Here is a 14,455-nt window from a genome sequence, read left to right as displayed (position 1 = left end):
GGGAACGGCGAGGGGTGTCCTCGCCGTTCCTTGATCGTTACTCTGTCGTGACCGTATCCACGCATGAACCACCCAGTCCCTCCACGAATGATCTGCTCACCAGAGTGCTCTACGGCGACAACTTCCGCCAGGAGCACGGGTTCTGGCGACGGCTGCTCACAACAGAACCGTTTCGGCGCTCCGGTGGCGGCACCTCCGACGAACGGCTCGCGCTCTCCTACCACCGGCTCCGCATCCTCAACGACGCGCTGGACAGCGGCGCGAGGCTTGCCGCCGACCCGCGCGCGCTGGCCGCGCTGCACGAATGGCTCGGCCCGGTCGACCCGGCGCTGACCACCGTCGCGGGCATCCACTACAACCTCTTCCTCGGCTCCCTCCTCGACCACGACCCGGGCACACTCCGCGACCTCTCGGACTTCCTGGAGCTGCGGAACATCGGAACCTTCCTCTGTACGGAGGTGGCGCACGGCAACGACGCGGCGGCCGTCGAGACCACCGCGACGTACGACCGCGACCGCGACGGCTTCGTCCTGCACACGCCGAACTCCGGCGCTCAGAAGTTCATGCCCAACACCAGCCCCGCAGGCGGCCCCAAGACCGGCGTGGTCGCCGCCCGCCTCCTCGCCGACGGGACCGACCACGGCGTCTTCCTCTTCCTCGCGCCGCTCACCGACGCCGTGACCGCCCTGCCCGGCGTACGGGTCCGGCGCCTTCCGGCCCGGATGGGCTCGCCGGTCGACCACTGCCTCACCTCCTTCGACCGGTACTTCGTGGAGCGCGAGGCGCTGCTCGCCGGAGAGCACGGACGGATCGGCGCGGACGGGCGGTTCACCAGCGAACTGGCCAACCGCAGAAGGCGGTTCCTCCTCTCCATCGGCCGCGTCACGCCCGGCAAGCTCTCCATGAGCGCCTGCGCGGTCGGCTCCGCCCGGGTCACGCTCGCTCTCGCGATCCGGTACGCCGGCCACCGGCTGGTCTCCGGCTCGCGCGGCTCGCGGCGGGTGCCGGTCTACGCGCACCGCACCCACCACGGCCCGCTCGCAGGCGCGATGGCCACCGTCTTCGCGATGAGCCTCCTGCACCGCAGGGCCCTGGACCGCTGGGAGTCCGCGGCGGCCGCCGACCGGGACGAGGCGGAGCGCCTGGTGGCCGTTGCCAAGGGGTGGATCACCTGGCAGGCGCGCGGCGTCATCGTCGAGTGCCGCGAGCGGTGCGGTGCGCAGGGGCTGCTGGAGAACAACGGCATGACCGAACTCTTCACCGGCATCGAAGGCGCGATCACCGCCGAAGGCGACAACCTCGCCGTCCACGCCAAGGCCGCCGCCGAGATGCTGTTCAGCGTCACCGTCCGGGACGAGGAGGAGGCGGAGAGCCCCGGCGAGCTGGACGACACCCGCTTCCTGGGCCGACTGCTCGCGGCGGTGGAGGACATCTGGTTCGACCGCGCCCGGGAGCGGATCAGCGCCGCTCCGTCCGGCGACCCGCTCGGCCGGTGGAACGCGGCCTCGGGAGCGGCGCTGCGCGGCGTGGAGGCGTACGGCTACCGGCAGGCGAGTGAGGCGTACGAGCAGGCGGCGGCCTCACTGCCGCCGGGCCCGGCCCGTGAGCGGCTGACCGAGCTGCACCGCCTCTTCGCCCTCCAGTGGATCGCCCGCCACAGCGGTGACCTGCTGGCGGCCGGACGGCTGACCGCCGAACAGGTGTCCTCACTGCCCGACGCGGTGGAGCGGCTCATCGCCACCGTGGCGCTCCACGCGCCGGACCTGGTGGGGTCGTTCGCGCTGCCGGAGCGGCTGATGTCGGACTGGCCGATCGCCGGACCCGGTTACGCGGACGCCTACGACGACCCGGAGGGCTCCTGGCACCGGGACCGCAGGTCGGGCGGAGCGGTGGGCCGCACGGCGGGCGGAGCCGGACGTCGTACGGCGGAATTCCGGCGGCCCGCCTGTGGCAGCAAGCGGCGGCGGCCGCTGCGCGAGAAGGTGGCGGCGCTCGGGACGCGCGGTGTGCTGCTGGCGTACTGGGGAACCACGTCGGTGCTCTCCCGGTGGTTCGAGAAGCCGCAGGTGAGCGTAGACGAATCGGTTCGCCCCAGGGCGTAACCGGAGGATCGTCCTCCAGTTATTTCGGCGGTGGGCCCGTGCGTACCGCCGCCCGCCGTGGCAGAGGCGCCGACGAGCTCCCCTGAGTCCCGATGAGAGGAAACACCGTGAAGAGCCAGACCGTCCACCCGAAGATCACCGAGGTGCTGACCGAGACGTTCAAGGTGCCCGCGGCCGAAGTCCTGCCGGAGTCCACGATGGACAGCCTGGAGATGGACTCCCTGGCGGTCGCCGAGTTCGCCGTCATCATCAAGGAGACCCTCGGAGTCAGCGCCGACTCCGAGAAGCTCTACAAGGACGCCACGCTGGCCGACATCTCCGTGTTCATCGACGCGGCCGTCGGCGGCGAGGCGGCAGGCAGTGCGGTGCCGGTGAGCAACACCCGATGAACCGACCCGCCATCGCCGTCACCGGCCTGGGGATGATCACCCCGGCCGGCCACACCACCGACACCACCTGGGACGGGGTCTGCCGCGGCGAGTCCTTCGCCCGCACCGTCCCCGAACTGCACGGCTGCGCCGTCGACTTCGCCTGTACGGTCTCCGGCATCGACCTCGACGAGGCGGTCGGCGGCCGGACCGCCTTCCGGATGGGCCGGTACGTCAAGTTCGCCGTCCTCGCCGCCCGGGAGGCGGTGGCCGACGCCGGGCTCGACCCGGCCCACTGGGACGGCGGCCGCGTCGCCGTCGTCGTCGGCACCAGCAGCGGAGGCTCCGCCGGACTGACCGAACAGGCCGTCGCGCTGGAGCGGCGTGGCCCCGAGGCCACCTCGCCGTCGGGCATCCTGCTCACCATCCCGAGCATGCCCGCGGCCGAGATCGCCATTCAGATGAAGGCCACCGGCCCCAGCCTGGCCCCGTGCACGGCCTGCTCCTCCGGTGTGACCGCACTCTCCGTGGCCCGCGACATGCTGGCGCTCGGCCAGTGCGACATCGCGATCGCCGGAGCCACCGAGTCGATCGTCTTCCCGGTCGCCATGACCGGCTTCGCCCGCTCGGGCGCGGCGGCGCTGCGGCACGAGGACGGGGACCCCGCCCGCCTCTGCCGCCCCTTCGCCGCCGACCGGGCCGGGCTCGTCATGGGCGAAGGCGCCGCGATCATGGTCCTGGAACGGGCCGAGGACGCCCGTGCCAGAGGAGCGGCCCCCCGAGCGCTGCTCGCCGGCACCGGCGCCACGACCGACGCCCACCACCCGACCTCTCCGCATCCTTCCGGTGCGGTCGCCGAGGCCGCCGTCGACACGGCGCTGGCCGACGCGGGCTGGCGCGCCGAGGACGTCGACCACGTCAACGCGCACGGCACCTCGACTCCACTGAACGACGCGACGGAAGCCGCTCTCATCGGCAGGGCCTACCCGCACCGGCCGCCCGTCACCGCTCCCAAGGGCGTACTGGGCCACTGCATGGGCGCGGCCGGAGCCATCGAGGCGGGACTGACCGTCCTGACACTCCAGCACGGCATCGTCCCGCCGATCGCCAACCTGGACGCCCCGGATCCTGGCTTCGCCATCGACTGCGTCACCAAGGTCCCGCGTGAGATGCCCGTACGACGGGCCGTCAGCCACTCCTTCGGATTCGGCGGACAGAACGCGGTGATCGCGCTCCAGGCTCCATAAGCCGCTCCGCCGGCTGCCGGGCCGGTGCGGCGGGACGATCCCGCGCCGCACCGGCCCGACCGAAGAAGCGGTCCCGCACCGGCTCTGAGCTGCACGAAGACCCGTGATAGCTTGCCGGGGCCAGTCGAACCCCAGCGACGGGGTCAGGGAATCCGGTGCGAGACCGGAACTGACGCGCAGCGGTGAGGGGGACGGGCGGGGCCACGGCCACTGGAGCGCATGCTCTCCGGGAAGGCGTTCCGTCCGGACGAACCCGAGTCCGAAGACCTGCTGGCACCCGCGCTCCGCACCCGGGGCACGGGACCGTACGACGGGCTCCGCGGCTGGGCCCGGAGACACCTAGGTCCTCCGTGCTGTCCAAGGCCACCCCCGCACCGATACGCACCGCCGTCCTCCTCGCGGCCGGCGTCGTCCTCCTCACCGCCTGCGGCGGAAGCGGAACCACCTTCTCCGCCGACGACGGCGGCCGCGGTGGCGGCGCCAAGGCCGACGGCTTCCCGCTCACCCTCAAGAACTGCGGGCGCACTATCACCGTGAAGGCGCCGCCTCAGCGGGCCGTCCCGGTCGACCAGGAATCGACGGAGATCCTCCTCTCGCTCGGCCTCGCCGACCGGCTCGCGGGCACCGCGACCTGGAGCGACCCGGTGATGAAGGGCCTGGAGAAGGCCAACAGGAGCGTCGAGCGCATCTCGGAGAACCGGCCCTCCTCGGAGAGGGTCCTCGACAAGGAGCCCGACTTCCTCTCCGCCTCCTTCGCCTCCACGCTCGCCAAGGGCGGCGTCGCACCGCGCGAACAGTTCGAGAAGCTCGGCGTCCCCGCCTACGTCTCGCCTGCCGACTGCACCGGCAAGGACAACAGCGGCGGCGGTGACGGAGCCCGTACCGCACCGCTCACCATGGACAGCGTCTACACCGAAGTCCGCGAACTGTCCCAGGTGTTCGGCGTCCCCGAGCGCGACGACGCCCTGGTGAAGAAGCTCCGGGCCCGGGCGGCGAAGGCCACCGACGGCATCGACGCCTCGAAGACCTCGCTCCTCTACTGGTTCTCCGACTCCAAGGCTCCCTACCTCGCCGGCTGCTGCGGCGCGCCCGGTGTCATCACCAAGGAACTCGGCGCGAAGAACGTCTTCGACGACACCCACGACGAATGGCCCCAGATCAGCTGGGAGACCGTCGCCGCCGGGCTGCGCGACTTCGGACTCGCGGGGTGAGCGGCGGGAATCCGACGGTGAAGGCTCGCGGTGTGAGCGACAGCCTGACGGTGGAGCGGCCCACTGACGTACGGCGGGTCGGCGCGCCGGTCCAGGCGCTGATCTGGACCGGCGGACTCCTGCTCCTGCTGCTCTCCATAGCCGTCGCCGTCACGATCGGGCCGGCCAGGATCTCCGTCCCGGACGTCTGGTCCGCCGTCGCCTCCCACCTCGGCTTCGGCGCCTCGGAGCTGAGCCCGATCCGGGACGGCATCATCTGGAACCTGCGCATGCCGCGTACGCTGCTCGCCGCCGTGTGCGGTGCCGGGCTCGCGGTGTGCGGCACGGTGACGCAGTCGCTGCTGCGCAACCCGCTCGCCGACCCCTTCGTCCTCGGCGTCTCCTCCGGAGCCTCCCCCGGCGCGGTCGTGGTGGTCGTCCTCGGTGTCGGCGGGGGAGCGGTGTCGCTCTCGGCCGGAGCGTTCGTCGGGGCCATCTGCTCCTTCGCGCTGGTCCTGCTGCTCAGCCACACGCTCGGCTCCACCACCGACCGGGTGGTGCTCTCCGGTGTCGCGGCGATGCAGCTCTTCTCCGCTCTGACCTCGTTCGTCGTGATGACCTCCGCCGACGCCGAGCAGACCCGCGGAGTGCTGTTCTGGCTGCTCGGCTCGCTCAGCGGCGTCGGCTGGGGCGAGGTGGCGCTCTGCACCGCCGTTCTCGCCCTCTGCCTGGTGATCTGCCTGGCCCACGCCCGTACGCTCGACGCCTTCGCCTTCGGGCAGGACGCCGCCGCCGCGCTCGGCGTGAACGTCGCCCGCACCCGGATCGTGCTGCTCTGCACCACCGCGCTGCTGACCGCGGCCCTCGTCAGCTCGGCCGGAGCGATCGGCTTCGTCGGCCTGGTCCTCCCGCACGCGGCCCGCGCGCTCACCGGCTCCGGACACCGCAGGCTCCTGCCGGTCACCGCGCTCGCCGGAGCGGTCTTCCTGGTCTGGGTGGACACGTTGGCCCGTACGGTGCTCGACCCGCAGGAGGTGCCGGTCGGCGTCGTCACCGCGCTGATCGGTGTTCCCGCCTTCGTCGCCGTCCTGTACCGGACCCGGAGTACGTCATGAGCGTTTCCACATGCCTGCGCGCCGAGCGGGTCGGCCGGGAAGCCGGCGGCCGGCTCATCCTCGACGGCGTGGACATCGCGCCGCCGCCCGGCGCCACCGTCGGCCTGCTCGGCCCCGACGGCTCCGGCAAGTCCACGCTCCTGCGGATCCTCGCGGGCCTCCTCGCTCCGGACACCGGCGCCGTCACCCTGGACGGCGACCCGCTCGCCGGCCTCGGCCGCCGCACCGTGGCCCGCCGGATCGCCGTGGTCGACCAGCACGCCGTCACCCAGGTCGACCTCAGCGTCCTGGACGTCGTCCGCCTCGGCCGCATCCCGCACCGCCGCGCCTGGTCCGCCCCGGACCGCGCGGACGAGGAAGCCGTCACCGAAGCGCTGCTCCGCACCGGACTCGCCGACCGGTCCGCGCAGTCCTGGCACACGCTCTCCGGCGGCGAACGCCAGCGCGTCCAGATCGCCCGCGCGCTCGCCCAGCAGCCGCGCGAACTCCTCCTGGACGAGCCGACGAACCACCTGGACATCCAGCACCAGCTGGCGCTGCTCGCCCTGGTCGCCGCACTGTCGCTCACCAGCGTTATCGCGCTGCACGACCTCAACCTCGCGGCCATGTTCCGCGACCGGATCACCGTGATGAAGGCGGGCCGGGTCATCGCGGGCGGCACGCCTGCCGAGGTCATCACCGAGGAGCTGATCGAGGACGCCTACGGCGTACGGGCGGTCGTCACCGCGGACGGGCCGGACGGACGTCCTTCGGTACGGTTCCTGCCGCGGCGCTGAACAGCGGGCTGAGGGCGGCACCCGGACAGCCCTCCGGGCGGACCCGTTCGCACGGGCCCGCCCGGAGGCCGAGGACATGGGAGCGGCCTTCCGGCCGCCGGAGGGGATGCGCCGTCAGCGGCGGCGTCCCTTGCCGAACTCGCCACCGGTGTCCTTGCCGGTGTCCATGTCCTTGCCGTCGCCGTAGTCGATCTTCTCCTTGCGGACCTCGGCGGAGACTTCCTTCTGCTCGGTGACCTTGTTGGTCTCCAGGCGCACCCGCTCCACCGGGACGGCCTCCTTGCGGACGGTGGCGCGCTCCGCGTGCAGCGTGACCTCCACGTCCTGCTCGCCGAGGTCCGTGGTCCCGGTCACCTTCTCACCGGGCCGCAGGGGCTCGCGGACCACCCGCACCTCCTCGTGGGAGACGGGCACGGACCGGGTGACCTCCTCGGTCACCACGTACTTGTGCAGCCTGGCCCGGCCGCTCTCGTACTCCTCCGTACCGACGTGCAGCTGCTCCTCGGAGCGGATCATCTCCTCCTTGCCGCTCATGTCGGCGGCCCGGGTGCCGGCTCCGGCGCCGGCGAGCGGACGGGAGGTGGCGGACATGTCCGTGTCGCGGTGCTTGCCCGTACCGGCCGCTCCGGTCGTGCCCGCGGCTCCGGCGCCCGTGGTGGTCGTCCTGCCGGTCGCCTTGGCGTTCGGCGGCGTGCCCGTGCCACGGGCCGCGCCCGCCGCACCCGCGCCGGCTCCGGCCGCGCCCATGGCGCCGGTTCCGGCGACCGTACGGGCGTCGCCGCCCGTGCCGGTGCCCTTGCTGTCACCGAGGTTGCCGGACTTCCTGGTCAGACCGTAGTGCCGGTACAGCTCCTCCTCCTCGGCGACGGACAGGTGGGCGTCCGCGTCGACGCGCGGCGCCTCCTTGACCGTGTCCTTGGAGTGCGAGACATGCAGGTCGGAGCCCACTCGACGGGCTCCGGCGAGCGGTACGAAGCTCTCCTTCATGCCGAACATGCCGGTCTTGACCGTGACCCAGTCGGGCCTGCCGGTGTCGTCGTCGACGTACACCCGGCCCACGCTGCCGACCTTCTCGCCGTCGTTGTCGTACACGGTCAGACCGTCGAGCTCTCCGGAATCCGTGAAACCGTCAGCGGCTCCCATAACCGAACCCTCCTCGCTGGGCGCGCCCTGTGGGTGGCTCCACCAGATGTAGGCACGTCCGGCTTCCATCGCGCCCCACGCACCTGGACGCTGCAACCGCCCGGCCACCCGGCCGCAGGGGCTTCGGCGGCCCGCCGGTGCCTGCTGGCCCCGTACGAGCGCGCTGAGCGGCTCCCGTACGAGTTAGGCCAATCGGGTGAGCGGGTGCGGGGCGCGCATATGATCGGCGGAGCACGGCGGCCCCGGCGGGACGGGCCGGAGCCGGTCCCGCCGAGCCACCAGGAGTGCGCCATCGATTCCGTACGCGTCCAGCTGCCGGCCCAGCGCGGTGAGCTCCGTGACCGACGCGAGGACGGACACCACCTCCACCACCTCGTGTGGCGGCTGGGGCCCGGCGTGCGGGTGTGCAGCAGCGCGGTGCTCGGCGGCGGCATCGGCCTCCGCTCCTGGATCCTCAACGCCCAGGTCCCCGGTGGCTACCCGCGCCTCGACCCGGACCGCCACCTCGCCGAGATCGCCGCCGCCGAAGGGCTCACCGGTCCGGGCGCCGGGCTGATGACCGCCGCCGACGTCGCCGCGTACACGACCGGCCACGACGGCGGAGTCACCGCGACCGTCACCGCAGGCCTCGGCGTACGCGGCTGGGCCGCGGCTCCCGACGCGCAAGTCCGTATCCCGCACCGGCCCGGCACGGTCAACATCGTCGTCACGCTTCCTGCCGCACTCTCCGACGCGGCCCTCGTCAACGCCGTCGCCACCGCCACCGAGGCCAAGGTCCAGGCCCTCCTGGACGCCGGACTCGACTGCTCCGGCACCCCCACGGACGCCGTCTGCGTCGCCGCCCCCGAGCCCGGGCCCGGCGGCGGCGAACCCTTCGCCGGACCCCGCTCGCTCTGGGGCGCGCGCATCGCCCGCGCCGTGCACACCGCCGTACGGGCCGGAGCCCGCCTCAGCTGACCGCCACCGGGTGCCGCACCACCGCGTCGAAGAGGTACCCCTGCGTGTTGTGCGCGGTCGTCTTCGGCTGCGTCCGGCCCGACCGGTCCGTGGCCCGCGCCAGCAGCTCGGCCGGGCCCTTCCGCGTCGGCACCCAGTCCACCGACCACCGCACCCAGCTCCCGGCCCGCGGTGCGTCGTGCAGCCGGGCCCGCCGCCAGCGCCGGCCGCCGTCGGTGCTGACCTCCACCGACCGCACCCCCGCCCCGCCCGACCAGGAACGGCCGGTGAGCACCGTACGGCGATGAGCCGGGAACGCGGCGCCCCGCACCAGCTCGAAGGCGCTCTTCAGCGTCTGCCGGGTCAGCGGTGCGCTGCCCTCCGGCGGATGGCCGGGGCCGAAGAGCCGGTAGAGGCCGGTGTTCCACGGCGTGAGCAGCGGTTCGGCGCTCACCTCGATGTCGCCGACCCACTTGATGCTGGCGATGCCCACCCACGACGGCGCGATGACACGGACCGGATACCCGTGGTCCGGCGGCAGCGGCTCGCCGTTCATCTCGTACGCGAGCAGTACGTCGTCCAGAGCCTTCGCCACCGGCAGCGGCCGCCGCACCCGTCCCAGGTTCACGCCGTCCGTGACGACCTCCGCGTCCAGCCCGCGCGGCAGCACGTCCACCGCGTGCCGCCCGATCCCGGCCCGCCACAGCACATCCCCGAGCCGCACTCCGCGCCAGCGGGCCGTACCGATCGCGCCGAGCGTCCACGCCGTACCGCTGACCGCCTGGCCCTGCTGCGAGGCGAAGAAGCTGCGCCCGTTGCCCGCGCACTCCACGAACCCGGTGCGGCTCACCGACGGCAGCCGCAGGAGATCCGCGTACGTGAGGTCCACCGGCCCGCCCTTCAGCCCGTCGCCCCAGACCGTCAGCTTCCAGGTGTCCCGGTCGATCTGCGGGGTGGCGGTGTGGTTGCGGACGAAGAACCGGTCGGCGGGCGTGAGGAGGCCGGTGCCCTTCAGCGCGGCGAAGTTGGTCTCCGCGTTGGTGCCGCGCAGCGTGAACAGCTCCGGCGGCAGCGGCTTGACCACACCGGGCAGTCCGGCGGCCGCCGGAGCGGTCGCCGCGTGTGCCGGTGCGGCGGCGACCGAGGCCAGCGGCACGGCCGCCGACGCGGCGGCGACGAGCTTCAGCAGATCGCGGCGGTCGATCCCGGCGGAACGCGCCGCTCCGGCGGACCACTGCCGCAGCCGTATCCGGTCGTAGACATCCTCGGACGGTGGAGGAAGCGGGCTCATGGAAGCTCCTTGGTGAGGACGGTGGAAGGGAGGGGCTTGGGTGCCGGTGGAAGCAACTCCCGTACGAGTGCTCCCACCTGGCCGGTCTCGATGAGGAAACCGTCATGGCCGTACGGAGAGTTGACGACGCGCAGGACATCCGCACCCGGCAGCAGCTCCGCCAACTCCCGCTGCTGGTACAGCGGGTAGAGCCGGTCCGAGTCGACGCCGGCCACCAGCGCCGGCATCCGCGCCCGGCGCAGCGCGCGCCGGACCCCGCCTCGGCCCCGGCCGACGTCGTGGCCGTTCATCGCCTCGGCGAGCGCCACATAGCTGCCCGCGTCGAACCGGCGCACCAACTTGGCCGCGTGGTGGTCGAGATAGGACTCCACCTGGTAGCGCCCGCCGCGCTCCGGCTCCTCGCCCGGCTGCGGCGCGCCGCCGAACCGGGAGGCGAGCTCGGGCTCGGTGCGGTACGTGAGGTGCGCGATGCGGCGTGCCTGGCCGAGGCCCCGGTGCGGACCGCCGCCCGGCGGAGCGCCGTGGTAGTCGCCGCCCCGCCATCCCGGGTCGGAGCGGATGGCGCCGATCTGCACCGCGCCCCAGGCGATCTGGTCGGCGGACGCGGCGGCCGGAGCGGCGAGCACGAAGAGCGAACCGGTGCGCTCCGGTCTGCTCACCGCCCACTCCAGGGCCCGCATGCCGCCCATGGACCCGCCGATCACGGCCGCCCACCGTTCGATCCCCAGCGCGTCGGCGAGCGCCGCCTCGGCCGCCACCTGGTCCCGTACCGTCAGATACGGGAACCTGGAACCCCAGGGCGTGCCGTCGGGCCCCGGGGAAGCGGGGCCCGTACTGCCCTGGCAGCCGCCGAGCACGTTCGGCGCGACGACGAACCACCGGTCGGTGTCGAGCGCCCGGCCCGGTCCGACCAGCGCGTCCCACCAGCCGGCGGCCGGGTGGCCGGGGCCGGCCGGGCCGGCCACATGGCTGTCGCCCGTCAGCGCGTGCAGGACCAGCACGGCGTTGGAACCGTCCGCCTCCCGCTGCCCCGAGGTCTCGTACGCCAGGCGGACCCCCGGTAGCCGGGCGCCGGACTCCAGGGGCAGCGGGTCCTCGATCGTCACCCAGCGGCGACGACCGGGCGGGTCCCCCTCCCGCAGGCCACCGGAGGCCGGCGGGAGAGGAAGTGCGGCGGGCGCGGCGCCACGGTTCAGGACGCCGCCTTCGCGGCCCGGAACCCGGCCTCCAGGTCGGCCTTCAGATCGTCCACGTTCTCCAGACCGACCGAGAGCCGCACCAGGCCCGGCGTGGCGCCGGTGGCGACGAGCTGCTCCTCGGTGAGCTGGCTGTGCGTGGTGGAGGCCGGATGGATGATCAGGCTCCGTACGTCACCGATGTTGGCGAGGTGGCTGAACAGCTCGACCGCGTCCACGAACTGCTTGCCCGCCTCGGCCCCGCCCTTCAGCTCGAAGGCCAGCACCGCTCCGGCGCCGCGCGGCAGGTAGCGCCGGCCGGCCTCGTACCAGCGGCTGGACGGCAGACCCGCGTAGTGCACGGTCTCCACCTCGTCGCGCTGCTCCAGCCAGCGGGCCAGCTCCAGCGCGTTGGAGGTGTGCCGCTCCAGCCGCAGGCTCAGCGTCTCCACGCCTTGGAGCAGCAGGAACGCCGAGTGCGGCGAGAGCGCCGGGCCGAGGTCGCGGAGCAGCTGGACGCGGAGCTTGATGGCGAAGGCGCCCGGCCCGAGCGCCGGCCAGTACTGGAGCCCGTGGTAGCTCGGGTCGGGCTCGTGGAAGTCGGGGAAGCGCTCGGCGTGCGCGCCGAAGTCGAAGGTTCCGGCGTCCACGACGACCCCGCCGATGGTGGTGCCGTGGCCGCCGAGGAACTTGGTCGCGGAGTGGACGACGATGTCCGCGCCGTGCTCGATGGGCCGCAGCAGGTACGGCGTCGGCACGGTGTTGTCCACGATCAGCGGCACACCGGCGGCGTGCGCGGTGTCGGCCACCGCGCGGATGTCCAGTACGTCACCGCGCGGATTGCCGAGCGTCTCCGCGAAGAACGCCTTCGTGTTGGGACGCACGGCGGCCTGCCAGGCGTCCAGGTCCTCCGGGTCCTCGACGAACGTCACCTCGATGCCGAACCGGGGCAGCGTGTGGCGGAAGAGGTTGTAGGTGCCGCCGTAGAGCAAGGGCGAGGAGACGATGTGGTCGCCCGCTCCGGCCAGCGTCAGGAGCGCCAGGGTCTCGGCCGCCTGTCCGGAGGCCAGTGCCACGGCGGCGACCCCGCCCTCCAGCGCGACGATGCGCTGCTCCAGGACGTCCTGGGTGGGGTTGTGGATGCGGGTGTAGATGTTGCCGGGCTCGGCGAGCGAGAACACGTCGGCGGCGTGCTGGGTGTCGCGGAAGACGAACGACGACGTCTGGTAGATCGGCACCGCGCGGGCACCCGTCGTCGGGTCCGGGACGGCGCCGGAGTGGATCTGCTTGGTCTCGAACGACCAGGAGGCGCCGGGTTCCTGCCGGTTGACGTCCTCGGGGGTGTGGCCTGCGGTGACGGAGTCGAGGGGCTGGCTCATGGTTTCCTCGCACATGGTTCGGTCGCCGTACGGCGGTGTACGTCCGCCGGTCGGCGGAAGCCCGGGTGGCGGCGGGCTGATTACGGACCGTAGGACGTGCCGGACCGGCCCGGAAGCGTGTCGCCCGCTTGGCCACGAACCTGCAATACGGCGGCAACGCAAAGGGCCGGCCCGTCGTCCGGACCGGCCCTGCGCGTCGTGGAGGATCAGCGCGGCGCCGGGACCTCCGCGATGGAGCGCCCCGCCCACTCCGGCGCCTCTTCGGTGAGCCCCTCCAGCCGCTCCCGTACGGCGTCCGGGAACGGCAACGCTCGGCCTGCCTGTTGGTCCACGTGGAGGGCCAACAGCTCGCTCGTCGCCACCGGTCCGGCCGCCGGATCCGGTACGTCCTCGGGTGCGCCGACCACGTACATCTCGTGGACGAAGCGCACCTTCACGGCGTCGGCGCCCAACAGGCCGGTGCGGACGACGAGATGGGCGTCGACGGGCACGTCGCGGAGGTAGCGGAGATGTGACTCGACGGTGTAGAGCGAGCAGCCGGTGGACTCCCGGTAGCCGGCGTGCAGACCGGTCTCGATCATCATCGCGTCGGTGGCGTACCCGAAGACCAGGACGTAGAACGCCTCGCTCATATGGCCGTTGTAGTCGATCCACTCGGGCCGTACGGTCCTGCGGAAGAGAGGGAGGCCGGTGGCCGTGCCGTTCTCGGTCATCGGGCCGCCTCCTCGGTGGAGGCGGAACCAGGCAGGCAGCCGGCCGGTCGCCCGCAGCACGTCGACCACGCCCCGGTCGCGCTCCGCGACCAGATCCGCGATGCTCCGCCCCTCCGCGGCCTCGTCGCAGCCCGCCACCACCGCCTCGTACAGCGCGCTGTCCAGTTCGGGCGCTTCCAGCCGGGTCCAGGGAGACTTCAGCGACGGGCCGAAGTGGTCGAGCATACGGGCCATGCCGCCTTCGCCGCCCGCGAGCGCGAACGTCAGCATCGGCCCCATCACCGCCCACCGCAGCCCGGGACCTTCGGTGATCGACGCGTCTATCTCCCGTACGGTGGCCTCGCCGTTGGCCACCATGTGCAGCGCCTCGCGCCACAGGGCCTCCTGGAGCCGGTTGGCGATGAAGCCGGGCACCTCGCGGTCCATGGTGATGACGGACTTGCCCGCCACCTCGTAGAAGCGTGAGGCCCACGCCACCGCGTCCGGTGCGGTCAGTTCGCCGCCGACGACCTCGACCAGCGGAATCAGGTAGGGCGGGTTGAAGGGATGGCCGACCACGAGCCGTGCGGCGCCGGCGGTCGCCGTCTGCATGTCGGTCATCGGGTAGCCGGAGGTGGAGGAGGCGATCACCGTACCGGCCGGAGTGGCGGCGTCCAGCCGGGCCAGCAGGTCGCGCTTCAGGTCGAGCTGCTCCGGCGCGCTCTCCTGGACGAACTCGGCTTCGGCCACGGCCTCTTCGAGGCTCCCGGCCACGGTCAGCCGGTCCGGCGAGGCGCCTTCGGCCAGGCCGAGCTGTTCGAGCGCGGGCCAGGCCGCCGCGACCAGTCGGCGCAGCCGGACCTCGGCGTCGGGAGCCGGGTCCCAGGCGGTGACGTCGTAGCCGCGCGCGAGGAAGTGGGCCACTCAGCCGCCGCCGATGACGCCGGCTCCGACGCACGCGACACGGCGTACATCCTCCGGGGCGCAGGGGGCGGGAGTGGAAGGAGGTACGGAATGCATGGGCTGCGCTCCAGAGAGAGA

11 protein-coding genes, 2 pseudogenes and 1 riboswitch are annotated in these 14,455 nt (G+C 73.0%); of the genes and pseudogenes, 7 read left to right on the top strand and 6 right to left on the bottom strand.

Annotated elements, in window-relative coordinates:
- Positions 1-47 precede the first annotated feature (47 nt).
- The 6 genes and pseudogenes from ABZ267_RS09430 to ABZ267_RS09405 all read left to right on the top strand — a co-directional run bounded on the left by ABZ267_RS09430 (position 48) and on the right by ABZ267_RS09405 (position 6,798).
- On the top strand, positions 48-2,102 hold the full coding sequence (locus ABZ267_RS09430) for an acyl-CoA dehydrogenase (RefSeq protein WP_356752013.1): 2,055 nt from the start codon (positions 48-50) through the stop codon (positions 2,100-2,102).
- 107 nt (positions 2,103-2,209) lie between these two features.
- Positions 2,210-2,491: an acyl carrier protein gene (locus tag ABZ267_RS09425; RefSeq protein ID WP_356752011.1), complete on the top strand. Its 282-nt coding sequence runs from the start codon at positions 2,210-2,212 to the stop codon at positions 2,489-2,491.
- Positions 2,488-3,717 (top strand): beta-ketoacyl-[acyl-carrier-protein] synthase family protein, encoded by a 1,230-nt coding sequence (locus ABZ267_RS09420; protein ID WP_356752009.1) that lies wholly within the window; start codon positions 2,488-2,490, stop codon positions 3,715-3,717. Before ABZ267_RS09425 ends, ABZ267_RS09420 begins: the two co-directional genes overlap by 4 nt.
- Before the next feature lie 104 nt (positions 3,718-3,821).
- Positions 3,822-4,007, top strand: a riboswitch (cobalamin riboswitch).
- Positions 4,008-4,067: 60 nt separating this feature from the next.
- Positions 4,068-4,895: pseudogene (locus ABZ267_RS09415) on the top strand (ABC transporter substrate-binding protein); the annotation flags it as partial.
- A gap of 29 nt (positions 4,896-4,924) precedes the next feature.
- Complete coding sequence (locus ABZ267_RS09410; RefSeq protein WP_356752007.1) at positions 4,925-6,022, top strand: iron chelate uptake ABC transporter family permease subunit; 1,098 nt, start codon at positions 4,925-4,927, stop codon at positions 6,020-6,022.
- Positions 6,019-6,798, top strand: coding sequence for an ABC transporter ATP-binding protein (locus ABZ267_RS09405; RefSeq protein WP_356752005.1), 780 nt, complete (start codon positions 6,019-6,021; stop codon positions 6,796-6,798). Before ABZ267_RS09410 ends, ABZ267_RS09405 begins: the two co-directional genes overlap by 4 nt.
- A 114-nt stretch (positions 6,799-6,912) precedes the next feature.
- On the opposite strand, the gene ABZ267_RS09400 is transcribed toward ABZ267_RS09405, so the two are convergent.
- Positions 6,913-7,941: a PRC and DUF2382 domain-containing protein gene (locus ABZ267_RS09400; protein WP_356752003.1), complete on the bottom strand. Its 1,029-nt coding sequence runs from the start codon at positions 7,939-7,941 to the stop codon at positions 6,913-6,915.
- 219 nt (positions 7,942-8,160) lie between these two features.
- Here ABZ267_RS09400 and ABZ267_RS09395 point away from each other — a divergent pair, with 219 nt between their 5' ends.
- Positions 8,161-8,898, top strand: coding sequence for an adenosylcobinamide amidohydrolase (locus ABZ267_RS09395; protein ID WP_356752001.1), 738 nt, complete (start codon positions 8,161-8,163; stop codon positions 8,896-8,898).
- Here ABZ267_RS09395 and ABZ267_RS09390 read toward each other — a convergent pair.
- The 5 genes and pseudogenes from ABZ267_RS09390 to ABZ267_RS09370 form a co-directional block, all read right to left on the bottom strand.
- The gene (locus tag ABZ267_RS09390; protein ID WP_356751999.1) at positions 8,891-10,168 is read right to left on the bottom strand and encodes a sulfite oxidase; all 1,278 of its coding nucleotides are present in this window, start codon (positions 10,166-10,168) and stop codon (positions 8,891-8,893) included. The genes ABZ267_RS09395 and ABZ267_RS09390 overlap by 8 nt on opposite strands.
- Positions 10,165-11,364 (bottom strand): homoserine O-acetyltransferase, encoded by a 1,200-nt coding sequence (locus ABZ267_RS09385; RefSeq protein ID WP_356752098.1) that lies wholly within the window; start codon positions 11,362-11,364, stop codon positions 10,165-10,167. Before ABZ267_RS09385 ends, ABZ267_RS09390 begins: the two co-directional genes overlap by 4 nt.
- The gene (locus tag ABZ267_RS09380) at positions 11,361-12,722 is read right to left on the bottom strand and encodes a bifunctional o-acetylhomoserine/o-acetylserine sulfhydrylase (protein ID WP_356751997.1); all 1,362 of its coding nucleotides are present in this window, start codon (positions 12,720-12,722) and stop codon (positions 11,361-11,363) included. Before ABZ267_RS09380 ends, ABZ267_RS09385 begins: the two co-directional genes overlap by 4 nt.
- A gap of 206 nt (positions 12,723-12,928) precedes the next feature.
- On the bottom strand, positions 12,929-13,435 hold the full coding sequence (locus ABZ267_RS09375; RefSeq protein WP_356751995.1) for a thioesterase family protein: 507 nt from the start codon (positions 13,433-13,435) through the stop codon (positions 12,929-12,931).
- Positions 13,432-14,434 (bottom strand): annotated as a pseudogene (locus tag ABZ267_RS09370) (3-hydroxyacyl-CoA dehydrogenase NAD-binding domain-containing protein). Before ABZ267_RS09370 ends, ABZ267_RS09375 begins: the two are co-directional and overlap by 4 nt.
- Positions 14,435-14,455: the final 21 nt, after the last annotated feature.

Origin of the sequence: Streptomyces sp. NPDC006174 (genome assembly GCF_040614075.1) — a bacterium.
Classification (GTDB): Bacteria; Actinomycetota; Actinomycetes; order Streptomycetales; family Streptomycetaceae; genus Streptomyces.
This window is presented reverse-complemented; position numbering and strand designations above follow the sequence as displayed.